Genomic DNA, 18,295 nt, shown 5'->3' with positions numbered 1-18,295 from the left:
AATCTATAATAATTAAGGAAAAAATGTGGAAAAAACTGATATTGACGGAATGAACCGGCTGGGATAAAATAAAACACAAGTTCAGAGAGAAAATAAAATGCGACAAAGGTGTTACAGAGGGTAGCGTCTTTGTCGTATTTTATTTAGTGAATGCAACGGCGCATTACCATAGGTAATGTGCCGTTTTTCATTCCGGAAAATGTTATCATGCGGATTCAGCTCTCTGACAGATTATTATGACCCAGAGGAGGAAAAGTAATATGAAAAAAAATTTGATTGCAGCTTTACTTTGTGTGACAATGGTGGGAACTATGCTGATTGGATGTGGAAAAGAAGAAAGTTCTGATGCATCAGGAGAAAAGGAAACTACAAGTGAGGCATCCGAAGAAGAGATTCAGGGATCTTTGAAGGGGGTAACCCTTAGAGTCGGAACATCCGGATTATATGGTCCATTTTCTTATTACGATGAGGATGGTTCAACATTGATTGGATATGACCTGGATCTGATTCAGGATCTGCAGGACATTCTTGGATTTGAAATTGAAGGCGGTGTTCAGGCAATGGATTATTCCGCACTTACTACATCTCTTGCAGAAGGAAAGCTGGATGTAGGAGCCGCTGCACTTTGCGCAACGGATGAAAGAAAAGAAGTTATGAACTTTACAGAAATCTATTGTGATGCAGGACAGGTCGTTATGATAAACAGCGAAGATGACAAAGGTATTACAGGTGTAGATGATCTTGCAGGAAAAGTTGTTGCAGTAGAAAAAGGAACAGCATCTCATACATATGCAAGTAAAAATCTTACAGATTCTACATTAGAAGTTCACGATACAATCACGACTGCTTATGAGTCTCTGGAGCAGGGAAAGGTAGATGCAGTATTACAGGATGGCCCTGGTGCAGCATTCTATATTAAGACGACAGAGGGAACAAAATTAAAAGTTGTAGGTGATGAATTCAATCAGGGACAGTCCCCATATTGTGTAGCAGTTGCTAAGGACTGTAAATACTATGATCAGATCAATGCTGCATTAAAAATGCTGATTGAAGACGGTACGACAGCTGAATTATATTCTAAATGGTGTGAATAAGCCATAGGTACCAAAATATAGAGAAGATAGGACGATAATATATGGATTTGAGTTTCTTAAAAGTTCTACTTCCGATGTTGTTTGATGGATTGAAATTAACGCTTCTGATCGCGATCGTTGGTATCGCGATCGGAACCATCATCGGAAGTTTATGTGGGTATGCATTACAGGCGAAAAACAAACTGGCAAAAGCAATTGCCAGTGTATATATTTGGATTATGAGAGCGACTCCGTTGATGGTTCAGGCATTGTACGGGTATTATGTAATTCCTAAGCTGATTGGGGTAGATTTAAAGAGTACAACAGTAGGTATTATGGTAATTGCATTGAATTCAGGCGCATTCATTTCTGAAATTGTGAAAGGGGCACTCCTTGGAATTGATCCGGGACAGAAAGAAGCAGCTCTTTCACTTGGCCTTACCAATGCACAGACGATGATACAGGTCATTATTCCACCGGCATTTAAAACAGCCCTTCCGGCTTTATTTAATCAGTTTATTATATCGGTAAAAGACACAGCTCTTTTGTCTGTAATTGCTGTTAATGAGATTACACACATGGGCCAGAATTATGCAGCACTTAGTTTCAAGATGATACCGACCTATACTACGATTGCAGCTTTCTATCTGGTTCTTCTGTCTGTTTTGATTATTGTACAGAGACAAGTGGAAAAGAAAATGAGGTGATAGGGTCATGATAAGAGTACATCATTTGTCCAAGAAATTTGGAGAATTGGAAGTGTTAAAAGATATTAACCTTACTGTAGAAGAAGGGGAAGTTGTATGTGTGATCGGTCCTTCCGGTTCCGGAAAAAGTACGTTTCTGCGTTGTATTAACCAGTTAGAGCTTCCTTCCGGAGGAAGTGTTCGATATAAGGGAGATAAAATTACGGATAAAGCATATGATATTCGGAAATTCAGAGAAGAAGTTGGAATGGTATTTCAGAGATTTAATCTTTTCCCGTTAAAAACAGTAATTGAAAATGTGATGATGGCTCCAGTGCTTACGAAACACAGCACGAAGGAACAGGCAAGAAAAAAAGCATTGGAACTGTTGAGAAAGGTTGGGCTGGAAGATAAAGCAGATGTGTATCCGAATACATTATCCGGTGGACAGCAGCAACGTGTAGCCATCGCAAGAGCCCTTGCAATGGAGCCAAAGGCATTGTTGTTCGATGAACCGACCTCTGCGCTGGATCCGGAGCTGGTGGGAGATGTGTTGGAAGTAATGAAAGCTCTTGCAAAAGATGGAATGACGATGATTGTAGTAACACATGAAATGGGATTTGCAAGAGATGTTGCAGACAGAGTAATCTTTATGGCGGATGGATATGTTGTGGAGGAAGGAAAGCCGGAAGAGATATTTACCTATCCGAAAGAAGAACGTACGAAAGCATTTCTGCAACGTGTTCTGACAGCTTAGCCGGGAGGAATGAAGAGATGAAAAAGTTAGAGATTATCATAAAGCCGGGAAAATTGGACGATCTGCAGGAGCTATTAGAGATTTCTGAATATCATGGAATTATGATTACGAATATTATGGGATGTGGAAATCAGAGAGGTAATGTTGGTTATACGAAGAAATACAGAGGAGCAGCTGCTTCTTTGAATCTTCTTCCGAAGCTGAAAGTAGAATGTGTAGTAACGGGAGAGGAAGCGGAGCAGATTACGCGTCAGGTATGCAAGGAAATTCGTACCGGTAATTATGGTGATGGAAAGATTTTTATCTATAATGTAGAAGAAGCTGTAAGAATCCGTACCGGTGAAAGTGGAGAAGATGCATTATAAATGAGAGTTTTTATAATTGAAGGAAGAGAGAAATATATAACCAGCGCAGATGATTCGGAAGTTTGAATGGTCTGCACTGGTTATATATTTTGTCATAGATAAGAAAAAAGCCCCATCCCCCTGAAGACCGAAAGGATAAGACTTTTATGCGGATGACAGGACTTGAACCTGCACGCCGAAGGCACCAGATCCTAAGTCTGGCGCGTCTGCCAATTCCGCCACATCCGCAAAACGTATTGTCTTAATATGCTTTATTAGATTACCATTAAAAAGTCGAATTGTCAATCATTTATTGTATATCGCATATATCCGGTTGCGTGAATATTAAAAACAGATTATAATGTAGAGTATCTGTATGTGAGAAGTAAACATAAGAGAAAAGGAGAATATCGGATATGCTTGAAGTGAAGAATCTGACATTCAAAGTGAATGAAAATGGAATAGAGAGAAGTATTGTGAAAGGTATCAGTTTTGACGTGAAAGACGGCGAGATGATGGTGATCACGGGACCGAATGGTGGCGGCAAGTCTACGCTTGCCAAAGTTCTGATGGGAATCGAGGAAGCGGATGAAGGAAGGATCGTTCTGGACGGAGAAGACATTACCGCTTACGATGTCAATCACAGAGCAAATGCAGGAATCGGATTTGCTTTTCAGCAGCCTCCAAGATTCAAGGGAATGACTGTGAAAAAACTGCTGTCTCTTGCTGCAGGACGCTCTCTGGAGGAGGGAGAATGCTGCCAGATGCTTAGCAGTGTGGGACTGTGTGCGAGAGAATATATTGATCGTGAAGTAGACGGAACCTTGTCCGGAGGAGAGATGAAGCGTCTGGAGATCGCAACGGTTTTGGCTAAGAAACATAAGCTGTGTATTTTTGATGAGCCGGAAGCGGGAATTGATCTGTGGAGCTTTTCTATGCTGATCCAGCAGTTTGAAAAGATCCATGGTGCGAAGGAAGAAAGTCTGATTCTGATCTCCCATCAGGAGAGAATTATTCAGATGGCAGATCGGATCATGGTGATCGAAGATGGAAATATCGGTGCAATCGGGCCAAAGGATGAGATCTTGCCGACCTTGATGGATAAGGGCGAGAGATATTCCTGCCTGGACAGAATATAGGAGGTGTGAGACAATGACAGATTTAGACAGAATTACAGAACAGGTGCTGCGTCAGATTGATGCCTCCGGTTTTAAACAGACGGGTGCGTTTAATCTGCGGCACAATGGAATCGCTTTGTGTCATGGAGACAGTGAACATGTCAAGATTAAAAAGAAAACAGAGAAGTCCGGAATAGATATATTTATCGACGGAAAGACGAACGGAGAACAGGTGCATATTCCGGTTGTGGTTGATGCTTCCGGAATGACAGATGTCGTATATAACGATTTTTATGTAGAAGAAGGCGCAGATGTAACGATCGTTGCCGGATGCGGAATTCATAACAGTGGATGTAATGAAAGCCGTCACGATGGAATCCATGCATTTCACGTAGGAAAAAATGCGAATGTGCGATATGAAGAAAAACACTACGGAGAAGGGGAAGGTACCGGAGCAAGAGTATTGAATCCGGTGACACAGATCTACCTGGAAGAAGGTGCAGTGTTTACCATGGATACCGCTCAGATCAGAGGTGTGGATTCAACGCATCGTGAGACAGAAGTTAAGCTGGCAGCAGGTGCAAAGCTGTACGTGGTTGAGAAGCTGATGACACACGATCAGCAGTCTGCCAAGTCCAATATGGCCATCGAATTGAATGGTGACGGAAGCTCAGCGCAGATTGTATCAAGATCCGTTGCCAAGGGGGAATCCAGACAGGTATTTCATCCAAAGGCGATTGGCAATGCAAGCTGTCATGCACATGTACAGTGTGATTCCATTATTATGGACCATGCAGAAGTGAGTTCGATTCCGGAGATTAATGCAAGGCACCTGGATGCAGCAATCATCCACGAGGCTGCGATTGGAAGGATCAATGATGAGCAGCTGGTAAAGCTACGTACACTGGGAATGACCGAAGAAGAAGCAGAAGCGGTAATCATTGAAAATTTCCTGAACTAGACGGACATTATGATAGCAGGGAGATAGAATGAAGAGCAGATTTCAAAAGAAGAAAGACATAATGAAACGTGCGGTTAAGATGGAGATGCGGGAGCACAGAAGTTCTTTTATCGTATACATGATACTCAGGGCACTTGTGATATTGATGATGATTCTTCAGATATTTAACAAAAATTATGAGAATGTATTCCTGTGTGCGCTCACATTATTGTTATTTATTGTTCCAAGTTTTATCCAGGTAAACCTGAGGATAGAACTGCCATCCGCACTGGAGATTACGATACTGCTGTTTATATTTGCAGCAGAGATTCTGGGGGAGATACAGGCTTATTATATAAAATTTCCGTTCTGGGATACGGTGCTTCATACGATCAATGGTTTTTTGATGGCTGCGATCGGGTTTGCACTGGCAGATATCCTGAATCGGAGCAAGCGGATTTCGTTTCAGCTGTCACCGGTGTTTCTTGCAATTGTTGCCTTTTGTTTTTCTATGACGATCGGTGTTCTGTGGGAGTTCTTTGAATGTAGTATGGATATGTTCTTTGGACTGGATATGCAGAAGGATACGATCCTGAACAGTATTTCTTCGGTCATGCTGGATCCGACCGGCGGAAATACACCAACTTCGATCCAGAATATTACGAGTGTAACGGTAAATGGGCAAGATCTTGGACTTGGAGGATATCTGGATATCGGTCTTCTGGATACGATGAAGGATCTGTTTGTTAATTTTATCGGAGCGGTGGTATTTTCAATCATTGGATATTTTTATGTTAAGAACAGAGGAAAAGGAAAATTCGCGAAACGTTTTATACCGCAGGTGAAGAATAAGAGTGCGGATTATCTGCAGCAGGCAGAAAAAGAGGCGGTTGAGCCCACGAAAAAAGAATAGGGATATGATGTGATGATCAGGGAATCCGAAGATGAAGGGATTCCCTGAGTTGTTTTGTGATCTTTTAAACAGAATGCTGCAGTATCTATCGTACGAATCTGCGGATGATGCAGCTGATCACGCCGGCAACACAAAGCGGCAGAAGAATGTAATTGAGAGAACCGTAGACCTGAAGAGCTGTTCCAATACCGTACAATGGTGCCGGACTTTGCGGAATCAGGCCGGAGAACATGAATGCAAATGCAGAACCTGCATACATAACAATAAAGCTCATGAGTCCGCGTCCGCAGTCATAACGTGTGCCCTTGTGGTCGCGTCTGTTACTGGTGCACAGAACAGAGAAAAATGCGATGACCTCATAAAAAATCAGTGCTGCCGCAATCAGAAGATAAGAGATCATAACCGGATCCTGTGTCTCGGCAATGGAAGCCAGGCTGCCAAGGGAACTTGAGTGAACCAGGAAACATTTGCCAAGCAAAAAAATAATGATTGCAATCAGGATCAGAGTTGCAGCACGAAGCGTCAGCTGAACCGTCCGGGTCAATGCTTTCCCACCTGCTTTCACGATGCTTGCCAGCGGCTTTGCAAGGTTAGGAAGATGCAGGTTCCATACGCGTCTGCTGTCAGATTTATCTTTCTTTCCGGAGCGCTTAAGTGCCTCGGTAACGTATTTATCATAATCGTTTTTTCGAATATAATCGGTATCATCAATATCGGACAAACCGCGAAGGACATCCCGATAGTCATCTTCTTCTATGGAAATATCAGGAAGCTCACCTTCATAGATTACTTCAAAGTCATCGTCAAAAAAATCAGACTCTTTTTTTGGTTTTATATGAATTCTTTTTGTTTTACTTATACTCATATCTGTCCCTCCTTGTTGAAACGTTTCCTATTGTATAATGTTTAGTCCAAAGTCTCAAGAGATATCACAGAATGTTCACGAAGACGTAAGAAAATCTTTAGATTTGTATGAGATTATAAGTTGAGATAGTAAAGGTTTTCCATTATAATAACACTATTAAATATAGAGATAAGTATAGGAGTGTTAACAGATGCAGTTTTATTTTTTTGCGCTTTACTTTTTTGTATATGGTTTCCTTGGATGGTGCACGGAAGTCGGCTATGCGGCAACTCAACAGGGAAAGTTTGTCAATCGCGGTTTCTTAAATGGTCCGATCTGTCCGGTATATGGGATAGGGGTCGGCGTTGTGGTGCAGTTCCTGACACCGGTGGAAGATCACCTGCTCTTATTATATCTGTCCTCTACGATACTTGTTACATTGATCGAAGGATTTACAGGATATCTTATGGATAAGATCTTCCATCATAAATGGTGGGACTATTCCAATCGTCCTCTTAACATAGGAGGATATGTATGTCTGAGCTTTTCGCTGGTCTGGGGTGCTGCATGTGTAATGATCGTAAAACTGATTCATCCGATGATACATAAAGGGTTGTCTTTTATCCCGGTTACAATCGGAGTGGTTCTGATTATTACTCTGGGCATTGGATTGTTTGCGGATCTGTATGTGACTGCGTCCGGAATCCTGAAGATGAACCGGCGTCTGGAAGCGATGGAAAAGATTGCCGCCGAGCTTCGGGAACTGTCCGACAAGGTGGGAGAGAATATCTACGAAAATGTGATGGATACGATAGAATTCCGGGAAGAAAAAAAGGAGCAGCTGGATTCTGCTGCGGAAGAACTGCGAGAAGATATTCGGGAACGTATGGAAGAGCAGAAAGCCCGTATGGAAAAGGTCAAAGCACATATGGAAGAACTGCGTATTCGTTATGAAGAGATGGCAGAGAACCGCACCAGAGTCGGCGAACGTCTGGTAAAGGCATTCCCGGGAATGGAGTCAAGGCTGCATAAAGAGATTCTGGAGGAATTGAAAGAACGTGTGAAAAATGCGAGAAAGTAAGTTGTAATTTTACGGGGCAGGCATCGAAAAAGATGCGCTGCCCCGTTTCTGCAGGTGGGTCGGTATTGCGTGTGTGTTGGCATATTACATTGGTTATTCGCCGACCGGTACAAGTTGTATGCTGGTTCCCGAGATTTCCAATGTCACTTTGTCATCCAGGCGGGCATTGTTGTACTGGGGAATCCCAAATCCATCCGTTCCCATAATCTCGTTCAGACCTCCGTCATACATATTAGATGAAGAGACGTTTCCGGAAGATCCGGTTGCGATGATGTTGTAAGTGCCGGCTGGAAAATCTGTCCCTGCGGTATAATTGCCGGGCTGCAGATCTACAGGCGATCCTTCGGACTGGCTTCTGGGGGTTACTTCCTGTGTCCGTGCATTATCGGAGACCAGATGGATCGTCACATTACCGCCAAGAGACAATATGACGCCTTCTTCCATCTTCAGACCATTGAAGGTCTGCTGATTGTACCCGTCATTTTCCAACCCCATGATCTCATTCAGGCCGCCGTTGTACATATTGGATGAGGAGACGTTTCCGGATCCGGCGGTGGCGGTCAGATTGTAAGTACCGACCGGGAGATCGATGCCTGCGGTATAATTGCCGGCAGTCAGATCTATCTCATAGTGTTCTTCAACGACTTCCGGAGGTGTGTCTTTTTCCGGATCCGATGTCTGACTGTTGTCGGATTTTGTTCCTTCAGAGCTCCCGGATGAGCTTTTATCAGAATTGCCGCTCATTCCGACAGCGATGATGATCAGTACGACGATTCCAATGATGATCCATTTTAATTTTCCTGTCTTTTTTTTGTTGTTATTCATAGCCTTTCCTCCATTTCCATCAGCAAAGGAGCATTGATGGTGTTATTCTCTTTTTACTCTACAGGATGTGATACAGGAATTGGTATGCCGGCAGCATACACTTACAATGGAGAAAGATTGAACAATGCACAGACAGCTGCAGCAAGGAACAATAACAGGAACTCTGCGATTATGTATCCAAGGATTCGAACACCGGGTCTGTCACTCCTGACCAGAGGGAATCTGTCCCGGAAGTCCCGGTAATTAAAGATGAGGCCTACCAGTATAAGTTGGGAGATCCATATGACACCCTGCTCAAGGCGCAGAAGAGTTCCGGTTACAGGTCTGCCGTTGGAGGTCATTTCCACGGAAAATGCAATATCAGTAATGAGGAGATAACCGATGACAGAGAGGATCATCTTCCAGGGAGTATGACTCCGAAAACCGGGCGGGACAAAGCTGTGAGGCACAGGTGTTTTTTCAGAAGTCTGAGGGAATGTCGGAAAATGTGCCTGTAGATCAGACATTAATTCTTCCACGGATTGATAGCGTTCTTTCGGGTCCAGACAGGTACATTTTTTTACAATATCGGAAAGAGCACCGGACACCATCTGTTCCACAGGAAACTTTCCGGTTACCATATAATTGGCAAGTATGCCAAGGGCGTAGATGTCGGTCCGGTTGTCCGTCTGAAAGAATCCAAACTGCTCCGGGGCAGCATATTCGGCGGTTCCCATTAGCCTTGTATCTCTCTTTTTTCCGTCCTGATAGGTTCTGGCGATATTAAAATCGATGATTTTGACATTGTCGTTTTGATCGATCATGATATTTTCCGCTTTCAGATCACGACAGATGATGGGAGGAGTTGCATTGTGGAGTGTCTGCAATGCTTCACATAGTTCCATCATGATGCGGATCGTTTCACTTTCGCTTATCAGCTGTTCCTGGATGCGTGCTTCCAGAGTTCTGCCCTGGATATATTCTTCTATGATGAGCAGTTGATCCCCGGCAGCAATACATTCGTAGATTGCCGGAATATATGGACCGGGATGTTCCTTCAGATAGGTATAGATCGGGGAAAGGTCGGAAGGAATATGCTTTTCAACACAGATGATCCCTGTGATACTGTGCCGTTTTAGATGAATCTGATCCATTCCGTCGAGAGGTCCAAGATCCTGATATAATGATAATTGATACTTTTCTATTACTTGCATATGGCGTCACCTTGCTTTTGTTCTTACAAAATAATATAATGAATTTCAATAATATGCAAGATGAGCAGCGACGCAGGAGTATGGACTGTAGCAAATCGCATGGGAAGGAAATGCAGGATGGAGCCAAAGACAACGAATGAACTGATGAAAATATTAAACGCAATGGAGGGATTGCCGGAACTGGAGGCATATGCACAGACTACTGTGAAGGAAACTTTGGATACGACATTTCCGGAGTATATCGGACACCGGATGGAGGAAGCAGGAATGTTATTAAGTCAACTGATCTGTGATGCCCAGATTCAGCGGAATTATGGATACCAGATTCTGAATGGAACCAAAAAGCCGGGGCGTGATAAGGTGATTGCGTTATGTATGGCTCTGAAGCTTCCATTGTCAGAAGTGCAGAGGGCACTTACCATTGCACAGGCCGGCGTGCTCTATCCCAAGCACAGAAGGGATTCGATTGTGATCTTCTGCATCAATAACGGGATGTCGGTTCTGGAGACAAATGATCTTCTGGATCAGTTGGGGGAAGCAATACTTTAGCAGTGGCGGAGAAGAGAAATAAGATATGGAGAGGATAGAATATGGAGAAGAAAAAGATATGTGTTGGTGTTGTGGGAGCCGGAATGATCAGTGATGTCTATCTCGATAATATGATTCATCGGTTTCATAATCTCAGAGTAAAGTCAATCTGTGCAAGGCATATGGAGCGTGCAAAAAGGAAGGCCGGACAGTATGGATTACAGCCCTGTACATTGGAAGAGATGCTGGCAGATCCGGAGATTGAGATGATTGTGAACCTCACGCCTGTCGGTGAACACTATGCGATCATCAAAGCCGCCTTGATGGCAGGAAAGCATGTATATACGGAGAAAACGCTTACGGATCAGTATGAACAGGCGATGGAATTAAGCAAACTCGCAGATCAGAGGAATCTGTATCTGGGATCTGCTCCGGATACATTTTTAGGTGCGTCCCTCCAGACGGCAAGGAAAGCGATTGATGCCGGCCTCATCGGGGAAGTGACCTCCTGCATTGCGGCGTCTAACAGAGATAATCATTTCCTTTTGAGTCATTATCCGTTTTTATTGATCCCCGGAGCCGGAGTCTGTTACGATTATGCAGTTTATTATATGACGGCTCTTGTGAGTCTCTTAGGTGCGGTGGAGGAAACGGCAGCATTTGTCAGTACGCCGTTCCCGACACACAGGAATATCAATCCGGATAGTCCGGATTACGGTAAGGTTATGAAGACGCCGAATGAGAGTCGTGTTTCTGCAATCTTAAAGTTTCGCAGTGGGGTAACCGGAACTTTTCATATGGATCAGGATTCCGTATGGAAAGACCAGGCAGATATGGTGATCTACGGGACGAAGGGAATGTTGTATCTGGGCAATCCGGATCGGTTTGGGGATCAAGTGCGGCTTCTGAGCAATCCGGAGGATCGTCAGGAAGAACCCTGTATGCAGGCGCTTCCATTTGCCAATGATTATATTGAAAATGCCCGGGGAATCGGACCATCGGAGATGGCAGAGGCGATTCTGAGCGGTACATCCGCCCGTGTGGGAAAAGAACTTGCCTGTCATGTGCTTGAAGTATTGAGCGCAATCTTAAGAAGCGGGGAACGGAAAACAATGGAAAAGATTCATTCTGTCTGTGAGAGACCGGAGTGTTATTATTAAAGAGCGAACAGGACAGGAGGACATACTATGAGATCGGTATTTATTTCCAGTACATTTAAGGATATGCAGGCAGAACGGGATTACCTTCACGAAAAAATATTCCCGAGACTCCGACGGCTGGTGGGGCAGTATGGAGAAGATATTCAGGAACTGGATCTCCGCTGGGGTGTGGATACATATCATATGAGCGAGGAAGAAAGCAACTATCAGGTGCTTCGTGTCTGTATTGATGCGATTGATCGCTGTAAACCATATATCATTGTATTATTAGGGGATCGGTATGGTTGGATTCCGGATATGGATGTTGTGGAGTCGCTTCGGGATGAACGAGTGACGGCGCAGTATGAAGAGTCAATGAGTATTACAAATCTGGAAATAAAATACGGCGCCCTCAGTGAAGAAGAGACGCTTCAGAGATGTATTTTCTGTTTCCGTAATTCTGACTTTCTGGAGCGTATTCCTGAGGATAAGAGGGGGATCTATCTGGCGGAAAGCCCCGAACATGAACAGAAGCTCAGGAGACTGAAGGAACAGATCCGTACAAAAAAGAATGCGAAAGTGCTGGAATACAAGGTAGAGTGGGATGAAGAACGACAGTCCCTGACAGGCATGGAAGAGCTTGGAGAAAGTATCTGCCGTATGATGGAAGATATGCTGTGTGTGGAACTGGGAGATCGGAAAGCGAAAAATTCTGTTCAGCAATATCTGCTGGATGCACAGTATACGAAAGAAAGATATCTGTCTGTCTATACACCGAGATTATATGAAGAAAATAAAGCAATGGAAGGGCTGTGGTTCATGGCAGGAGACAAATACAGCCGTTACCACAGTAAGATCAAAAACGAGCATGGGAATGAGCAGTGCATCCATCTGTCAGGAGGTGCCGGAAGTGGAAAAAGTGCGCTTATCGCTTATCTGGAACAGCAGGTAAAGGATGCAGGAGCACAGACAATTCTGTACTTCAGCGGGAATCCGGGATGTCAGAATCTGATGACGCTAAAATCTGTTCTGATCTATCGGATGGAAGATATTCTGGGGCTGGAACATGATTTTCAACCTGAGAACCAGAATGTGTATCTCAGAAAACTGGACAGAAAACTTATGAAGCAGCCGGTGTTCTGTTTTATTGATGCACTGGATCAGTTGTTTCCGGACTATAATAAGGCATATCTGGATATTCTGGATCTGTGCCCGAATCTCTTTGTGATTACTTCTTCACTGGATGATTTTCCATATGAGCACGTGCTGCTTAAAGCAAAGAAAATCCGGCTCATTAAAGTAAAGCGTTTTACAGAAAATGAAAAAAAGCAGTTAATCCAAAAGACGAGTGCACATCGCGGTAAGAAAATAGATGATATCGTAGAGACGAGAATATGTACCAAAGAGGGATCCGGAAATCCACTTTTCCTGTCACTTCTTCTGCAGCGTTTATTTGCCATGCGCCAGGAAGAGTTTCAGGAGGCAGAGAAACTTGCTCCCGGCATGGATGGACTGCATCTGTACATGCAGAAGATCATTGAGGAGACGCCGGAACAGGTGACGGAGTTGTCGTCAGTGTTATTTGACCGCATCAGTGAGATGTTTGAGAGTACATTTTTTAAAAAGGTTGCTTATCTGATCGCGCTTTCCGGTACGGGGCTTTCTGAACGGGAGATCGGTGATATCTTAAGGCAGCAGTCTTTTGAGTTTTCACAGCTTAAGTTTCAGGAAATTCTGTATTATCTGTATGATGTATTTACGGAAAAGGAAGATGGAAAATGGATCTTTGTACATCGTATCTTTTATGAGGCAATGATATGGGACATGGGCAAAGAGGCAGACGAGATGCGCCGCTATTTTATTGACTACAGTGCTGTCAATCCGGTATTTATGGAGCGAGAAGGATATGTACATATCCTGAAGAGTAAAGATGTGCTCGGAGCAAAAGTGCTGAAGGAATGCAGGAACTGGGATACTTATGAAAAGGTACAGGAGCTGGCCGCGCAGATGCTGAGGGAAGATGAAGATGCGGCGGCATATTTTATGGAGATGCCGAATGAAATGGATCATACGGGCGTGGAGCAGCTGTTTGCTTTCTGGAAAGCGGCAGGAAGGTATGAGAGAGATCAAAGGACAGAGAACTTTAAAAGAACTATCTGTAAAAAGATCTGCCATATCGCAGATCTTCCGGCGGAACTGAAAGTAGATGTTCTGATGGAGCTTTTATATGGAGATGTGCCGGAAGACAGTCAAAGACATATTCAATTGGCAAGACACTTTCTTACTCTTATGCGGAATTGCGATAGAAAGAGATTAAGAAAAATTGAGATTGATTCTATAGAGATGCGGAATCTGTTCGGGACGGATCATATAGAGGAAGGATTCGGGATCCTTAAGGCTCTGTTGCGAGATGCGGAAAACCTGTCCGACAGTGAGGAAACAGGAGAGGATGCGGTTGTATGGTATCTGTATTTCTGTAGATTATTTGCAGAGAAAAGCCGTGAATATCGAAAAGAGTGTGTGCCGGAATATCTGGAAAAGGCGCTGGTTTTATGTGAGCAGCATCCGAAGCTTGCTAAGAAAAAAAGAGTGCAGATGGCAAAGATTGAGGTCTGTCTGGAAGCCACAAGACATTATGAAAAAGAGAATCCGGATCAGGGGGTGTGTCGTGCCAAAGACGCGCTGGAGCTTGCGAGAGCGTTAAGCGAGGAAGATACCTGTGTGGAGACTTTGGGACTTTTATCGCGGGCGTTGAATTTTTACGGACATGATGTGGACAGAGAACACCGTTATCAGTATCGATATGAGAGTCTGAATGTATGTAAACGGGCATATCAGATCGCGCATACGGATTACTGGCAGCAGAAGGTAGCAGTTCAGGCATCCTTTTTTGCAAAAGATGTCGCGGCTCTGTGCAGGCAGCAGGAGCCGGAGGATAAAGAAAAGTGGATTCGGCGTGAGCAGGAAGCGTGGGATCTGAGCTTTGCTTATTTTGAAGAACTCTGTGAGAAAGATTATGTTTATGTAGACCGGGCATATTATGAAGATATGCTGCTGGAACGTGCACAGGAGGAAGTATCGGAATATTATATAGACAAAGCGTTAGAACACGCAAAGAGAGCATATGATCTCCTGCAGGAAGATGGAAGAAACGTCCGGGGATCCCGGGAGAAAAAGGAGGAAGAGCGGCACTGGCTTGCAGCGGCGCTCCTTGCGGAAAACCTGGATGATAAGCTCTGTGTAAAAGAAGCAGTTCCGTACGCTTATGAACAGATAGATTCTGCGAAAAAACTGTGGGAGAGGAAGCGGACAAGGCAGAACTTCGGAAAGCTTCTGGCCGGTTTGCAGATTGCAGGACGTGTGCTTTATCACGCAGGAAAGGATGAAGATGCGTATAGATTTGCAGCAGAAGGGAAAGTATTGCTGGCACAGTATAAAAAAGAAAGTCAGCAGACAATTCCGAATGTGGAAGCAGAGCTTGACTATATTCTTGGACGAATTGCATTAAAAAGAAGTGAATTGGAAGAAGCGAAAGAATATCAGATTCTTCTGGAGCAGTGGAAGGAACAGGGATATCTGGACTTTTGGATGAAAGGGCAGCTTATGCTGCTGCAGGGGGATCTGTTGCTTGCCGAAAAAGAGTATGCGTCAGCAAGAGATATTTACAGTACAGCGATCCACTACTGGGAAAGTGTGTGTGAACAGATGCAGAGGCGCTTTGAGGAGCGAAAGTGGCACGTAAAATCTCTGTTCTACAATCTGTATGCAGTATGGCAGAAAGCAGAAGCCATGCGTATGGGAAATCTGACAGGGCAGTGCAGTGGACAGACGGGTGACGGACATACCAGATTCCGGAATCAGATAGATGTCTATCATTTTTATTCCGGGACATGCCGGGAAGAATACAGATATGCGTTTAAGATCTGCATGGAGAAAGCGAAAGAGAAAGATTACGCTTCTGTCATCGACAGTTACGTCTTTCGGACGATGGACCGGATGCTTGAACTGGGAAACCAAAACAGATGGAACGACTGGAAATACATGGATATTTTTGCATTTCTATGTCAAATGGCCGACTACTGTAAAAAACGGAATCTGAATATGGATTGTGAGCTGCAGGTATTTACCGAGGCATTGTGCAGGTATGACCTGCGGGGAGTTGCCATTGCTTTGTCTCTGGTTCCGGACATGGCAAACTATTGGATCGATATATATGGATATATCAAGAAGCAGATAGAGGAAGGAATCGTTATCCTGCCCTGTAACAAACTTCTGGTCGGGCGTATGTGGATGTATTTTGGATGCTTTGAAGAGGCAGACCGTTGGTTCGCACAGATACCGGAGGAGAATGAGGTTCACGAGGAAGCAAAACTGTATCGTCTGTACAGTCAGGCTATGTGTGTGCTTAAGAAAAATGATGAAAAGAAACTATCCGGTCTTCTTGCGGAAATTGATAAGCTTCAGAGTACGAATCATGACGATGTTGACGAGTATATGTTAAAGACCTTATATCCGGAACTGACAGGAGATGAATGGAAGATACTGGAAAGGAAGGGACCGACGATTGTAAGGCAAGAACAGGCACAGCGATACCTCCATGCATTAAAAGCAGTTTCCGGGGAAAAGAAATATTTTTCTGTGGATAAAGGACGAAGAGAAGCATATTGGGGAAAACTGGAAAAAGTGCGCCATGCCTATGAAAAAGGAAATACAGTGGTCAAGGGACAGGAGGATGTAACCGATACATGGGAAGATCGTGCCCTGGCCCTGAAGGATCTGACATCTGACGGAATGACTTGGCAGATAGATTATAATAATCTGAATGAAGAGATGTTTGCAATGGTTCGTAACCTGTATGATTCCTGCATCACGGAGGAAGAAAAGAAGGAGATAGCGGAACATGCCCTGGAATTATGGCGTAACAATTACCAGAATGTCAATTTAAAAGGGCTATCCGTGGAAAATCTGAATATGCTTTCTGAAGCAGAAAAAATATGTGGATACGCTCCGCTTCCGTCACTTGTAGAGGAACGATCCGTTCGCCTGAACGAGAAAGAACTTCTGCATGATTTCTTCCGGAAGATTCCGGAATATTCATGTATGGAGGACTGGAGAAGTGTGGACAGAAAAAGGAAAATGGAAGTAAAAGACATATTCGACCGACTGCTTGCACAGAATGTGGATGAGTGGGTAAGTGATCTTCGAAATTGGCTGAATGGTACGGAGAATCTGTGGATCGTGAGAAATATGAATTTCTTCAGAGAAGAAGATGAGACAGCAGAGGATCCAAAGAGGCATAAGCTATATGAGATTTGTCAGGAATATCTGATGTACTTTACAGAAAATTCCCGGAAACAGCTGGCGGAAAGAATACGGGGCTGTGGAGTGTAATCAGGCAAACAAAAAGGTTGACGAGGAAATCCGATTTCCTGACAGCATCAGGAAAATAGGAAACGAATGTTTTGTCGCCATGCCAATTCTTGTCACTTATCAAAATGATAGATGTCTTTTTTGTGCAATATGTAGGGTGCCTTGTGTCGCTCTGACGCTTGCATAGTGTAGAAAGATGACTGTATTTGAGAATATTATGCTTGAGGTCAATCAAATGTGTGTAAAGAATTGACCGTGATAAAGAATCCTTGAATGGAGGTCAATAAAATATGCATTGAGAAATGACTGTAATCATGGAAACATGAATTGTAGTCAATCAAGTAAGTGAAAAGAGATGACTGTAATCAGAATATTTTGAAATACAGTCAATCAGGCATACAAAAAAGGTTGACTGCAATTGAAATAGTATAAGTTGCAGTCAATCAAGCAGTGAAAAAGAACCCCGCATCTTTTGCGGGGTTCTTTTTCGCTGCTTTTTTTGTGCAATCTTTTATCTGGAGAGCTGCCAGAAGGCAACTGCACTGGCGGCAGCAACGTTCAGAGAGTCTACGCCGTGGGACATGGGAATCCGTACGGTGTAATCACAGGCAGTGATGGTAGACGTGGCAAGACCATCGCCTTCTGTTCCAAGGACGATGGCAAGCTTTTCTTCTGACAGCAGTAGCTGATCATCGATGGATACAGAATCATCTGTCAGTGCCATTGCAGCGGTCCGGAAGCCGAGAGTCTGCAGAAGAGAGATATCGGATTGCGAAGAATCACCGGTTTCCGGGAGGAACGTCCAGGGAATCTGGAATACGGTTCCCATGCTGACCCGAATCGCACGTCGATATAGTGGATTGCTGCAGCCGCAGGTCAGTAGGACCGCGTCCATATTCAGAGCGGCGGCGGAGCGGAAGATTGCGCCGACGTTTGTAGGGTTCATGACGTTTTCCAGCACGGCGATTCTGCGGGCATCCCGGCATACGAATTCCACAGAAGGAAGAGATGGACGTCTCATGGCACACAGCATTCCGCGTGTTAACTTATACCCGGTAAGCTGTGTGAGTACGTCAAAATCTGCAGTATAGACAGGAATATCGCCGCAGCGGGCAAGGATTTCCCGTGCCTGCGTCTGAATGTGTCTGCGCTCAAGGAGAATGGATATGGGGACACATCCGGCATCCAGCGCCCGTTCAATGACTTTCGGGCTTTCAGCGATAAAGATTCCCTGTTCCGGGTGATCGCGGTTCAATAATTGTGCTTCTGTAAAGCGGGCGTAGATGTCCAGCTCAGGTGCGGAAAAATCAGTGATTTCTATGATATTTGCCATAAATTATCTCCTTTGATATCAGTGGTATACAGAATATTATAGTCGTGGAAGAAAAAAGGAGCAAGGATACAGATGAAGAATCTTTCATAAGAGAAATAAAGGTATAAAAAACTGTGATTGTGAAAAGTGTACAAAAACATAGAATGTAAAT

15 protein-coding genes and 1 tRNA gene are annotated in these 18,295 nt (G+C 44.0%); 11 read left to right on the top strand and 5 right to left on the bottom strand.

Annotated features, from left to right (window positions below):
- Nucleotides 1-260 precede the first annotated feature (260 nt).
- The 4 genes from JQM82_RS09130 to JQM82_RS09115 are packed head-to-tail and all read left to right on the top strand — an operon-like array spanning nucleotide 261 to nucleotide 2,881.
- Complete coding sequence (locus JQM82_RS09130) at nucleotides 261-1,094, top strand: transporter substrate-binding domain-containing protein (RefSeq protein WP_235249828.1); 834 nt, start codon at nucleotides 261-263, stop codon at nucleotides 1,092-1,094.
- Between the two features lie 41 nt (nucleotides 1,095-1,135).
- On the top strand, nucleotides 1,136-1,780 hold the full coding sequence (locus tag JQM82_RS09125; protein ID WP_235249827.1) for an amino acid ABC transporter permease: 645 nt from the start codon (nucleotides 1,136-1,138) through the stop codon (nucleotides 1,778-1,780).
- 7 nt (nucleotides 1,781-1,787) lie between these two features.
- Nucleotides 1,788-2,516, top strand: coding sequence for an amino acid ABC transporter ATP-binding protein (locus JQM82_RS09120; RefSeq protein WP_235249826.1), 729 nt, complete (start codon nucleotides 1,788-1,790; stop codon nucleotides 2,514-2,516).
- Nucleotides 2,517-2,533: 17 nt separating this feature from the next.
- The gene (locus tag JQM82_RS09115) at nucleotides 2,534-2,881 is read left to right on the top strand and encodes a P-II family nitrogen regulator (protein WP_235249825.1); all 348 of its coding nucleotides are present in this window, start codon (nucleotides 2,534-2,536) and stop codon (nucleotides 2,879-2,881) included.
- Between the two features lie 147 nt (nucleotides 2,882-3,028).
- On the opposite strand, the gene JQM82_RS09110 is transcribed toward JQM82_RS09115, so the two are convergent.
- Nucleotides 3,029-3,109, bottom strand: a tRNA-Leu gene (locus JQM82_RS09110).
- A 167-nt stretch (nucleotides 3,110-3,276) separates the two neighbouring features.
- Between JQM82_RS09110 and JQM82_RS09105 the strand changes: the two genes are divergently transcribed.
- The 3 genes from JQM82_RS09105 to JQM82_RS09095 are packed head-to-tail and all read left to right on the top strand — an operon-like array spanning nucleotide 3,277 to nucleotide 5,831.
- Entirely contained in the window at nucleotides 3,277-3,999 is a 723-nt protein-coding gene (locus JQM82_RS09105; RefSeq protein WP_235249824.1) for an ABC transporter ATP-binding protein, read from the top strand.
- Between the two features lie 13 nt (nucleotides 4,000-4,012).
- Nucleotides 4,013-4,939 (top strand): SufB/SufD family protein, encoded by a 927-nt coding sequence (locus JQM82_RS09100; RefSeq protein WP_235249823.1) that lies wholly within the window; start codon nucleotides 4,013-4,015, stop codon nucleotides 4,937-4,939.
- 28 nt (nucleotides 4,940-4,967) lie between these two features.
- On the top strand, nucleotides 4,968-5,831 hold the full coding sequence (locus tag JQM82_RS09095) for a hypothetical protein (protein ID WP_235249821.1): 864 nt from the start codon (nucleotides 4,968-4,970) through the stop codon (nucleotides 5,829-5,831).
- 85 nt (nucleotides 5,832-5,916) lie between these two features.
- Here JQM82_RS09095 and JQM82_RS09090 read toward each other — a convergent pair whose 3' ends face one another.
- Nucleotides 5,917-6,696: a hypothetical protein gene (locus tag JQM82_RS09090; protein ID WP_235249820.1), complete on the bottom strand. Its 780-nt coding sequence runs from the start codon at nucleotides 6,694-6,696 to the stop codon at nucleotides 5,917-5,919.
- A 190-nt stretch (nucleotides 6,697-6,886) separates the two neighbouring features.
- Between JQM82_RS09090 and JQM82_RS09085 the strand changes: the two genes are divergently transcribed.
- The gene (locus tag JQM82_RS09085; RefSeq protein WP_235249819.1) at nucleotides 6,887-7,756 is read left to right on the top strand and encodes a putative ABC transporter permease; all 870 of its coding nucleotides are present in this window, start codon (nucleotides 6,887-6,889) and stop codon (nucleotides 7,754-7,756) included.
- Nucleotides 7,757-7,849: 93 nt separating this feature from the next.
- Here the strand turns inward: JQM82_RS09085 and JQM82_RS09080 are convergent, their stop codons facing one another.
- Entirely contained in the window at nucleotides 7,850-8,581 is a 732-nt protein-coding gene (locus JQM82_RS09080) for a hypothetical protein (protein ID WP_235249818.1), read from the bottom strand.
- A 101-nt stretch (nucleotides 8,582-8,682) separates the two neighbouring features.
- Nucleotides 8,683-9,774, bottom strand: coding sequence for a serine/threonine protein kinase (locus JQM82_RS09075; protein WP_235249817.1), 1,092 nt, complete (start codon nucleotides 9,772-9,774; stop codon nucleotides 8,683-8,685).
- A gap of 117 nt (nucleotides 9,775-9,891) precedes the next feature.
- On the opposite strand from JQM82_RS09075, the gene JQM82_RS09070 reads away from it, so the two are divergent.
- The 3 genes from JQM82_RS09070 to JQM82_RS09060 are packed head-to-tail and all read left to right on the top strand — an operon-like array spanning nucleotide 9,892 to nucleotide 16,832.
- The gene (locus tag JQM82_RS09070; protein ID WP_235249816.1) at nucleotides 9,892-10,323 is read left to right on the top strand and encodes an XRE family transcriptional regulator; all 432 of its coding nucleotides are present in this window, start codon (nucleotides 9,892-9,894) and stop codon (nucleotides 10,321-10,323) included.
- Nucleotides 10,324-10,364: 41 nt separating this feature from the next.
- Nucleotides 10,365-11,462: a Gfo/Idh/MocA family protein gene (locus tag JQM82_RS09065; protein ID WP_235249815.1), complete on the top strand. Its 1,098-nt coding sequence runs from the start codon at nucleotides 10,365-10,367 to the stop codon at nucleotides 11,460-11,462.
- 27 nt (nucleotides 11,463-11,489) lie between these two features.
- Entirely contained in the window at nucleotides 11,490-16,832 is a 5,343-nt protein-coding gene (locus tag JQM82_RS09060; protein ID WP_235249814.1) for a DUF4062 domain-containing protein, read from the top strand.
- A gap of 490 nt (nucleotides 16,833-17,322) precedes the next feature.
- Here the strand turns inward: JQM82_RS09060 and JQM82_RS09055 are convergent, their stop codons facing one another.
- Nucleotides 17,323-18,144 (bottom strand): TrmH family RNA methyltransferase, encoded by an 822-nt coding sequence (locus JQM82_RS09055; RefSeq protein ID WP_235249813.1) that lies wholly within the window; start codon nucleotides 18,142-18,144, stop codon nucleotides 17,323-17,325.
- Nucleotides 18,145-18,295: the final 151 nt, after the last annotated feature.

The organism is Faecalicatena contorta (assembly GCF_021531995.1).
Taxonomy (GTDB): domain Bacteria; phylum Bacillota; class Clostridia; order Lachnospirales; family Lachnospiraceae; genus Dorea_A; species Dorea_A contorta_A.
The sequence above is the reverse complement of the archived record's forward strand: the minus strand, read 5'-3'. Positions and strand labels throughout refer to the sequence as shown.

Coding starts and splice junctions, on each gene's coding strand:
- JQM82_RS09070 (WP_235249816.1), top strand. CDS start 9,892: ATGGAGCCAAAGACAACGAATGAACTGATGAAAATATTAAACGCAATG.
- JQM82_RS09095 (WP_235249821.1), top strand. CDS start 4,968: ATGAAGAGCAGATTTCAAAAGAAGAAAGACATAATGAAACGTGCGGTT.
- JQM82_RS09065 (WP_235249815.1), top strand. CDS start 10,365: ATGGAGAAGAAAAAGATATGTGTTGGTGTTGTGGGAGCCGGAATGATC.
- JQM82_RS09085 (WP_235249819.1), top strand. CDS start 6,887: ATGCAGTTTTATTTTTTTGCGCTTTACTTTTTTGTATATGGTTTCCTT.
- JQM82_RS09080 (WP_235249818.1), bottom strand. CDS start 8,581: ATGAATAACAACAAAAAAAAGACAGGAAAATTAAAATGGATCATCATT.
- JQM82_RS09115 (WP_235249825.1), top strand. CDS start 2,534: ATGAAAAAGTTAGAGATTATCATAAAGCCGGGAAAATTGGACGATCTG.
- JQM82_RS09130 (WP_235249828.1), top strand. CDS start 261: ATGAAAAAAAATTTGATTGCAGCTTTACTTTGTGTGACAATGGTGGGA.
- JQM82_RS09060 (WP_235249814.1), top strand. CDS start 11,490: ATGAGATCGGTATTTATTTCCAGTACATTTAAGGATATGCAGGCAGAA.
- JQM82_RS09105 (WP_235249824.1), top strand. CDS start 3,277: ATGCTTGAAGTGAAGAATCTGACATTCAAAGTGAATGAAAATGGAATA.
- JQM82_RS09090 (WP_235249820.1), bottom strand. CDS start 6,696: ATGAGTATAAGTAAAACAAAAAGAATTCATATAAAACCAAAAAAAGAG.
- JQM82_RS09120 (WP_235249826.1), top strand. CDS start 1,788: ATGATAAGAGTACATCATTTGTCCAAGAAATTTGGAGAATTGGAAGTG.
- JQM82_RS09075 (WP_235249817.1), bottom strand. CDS start 9,774: ATGCAAGTAATAGAAAAGTATCAATTATCATTATATCAGGATCTTGGA.
- JQM82_RS09055 (WP_235249813.1), bottom strand. CDS start 18,144: ATGGCAAATATCATAGAAATCACTGATTTTTCCGCACCTGAGCTGGAC.
- JQM82_RS09100 (WP_235249823.1), top strand. CDS start 4,013: ATGACAGATTTAGACAGAATTACAGAACAGGTGCTGCGTCAGATTGAT.
- JQM82_RS09125 (WP_235249827.1), top strand. CDS start 1,136: ATGGATTTGAGTTTCTTAAAAGTTCTACTTCCGATGTTGTTTGATGGA.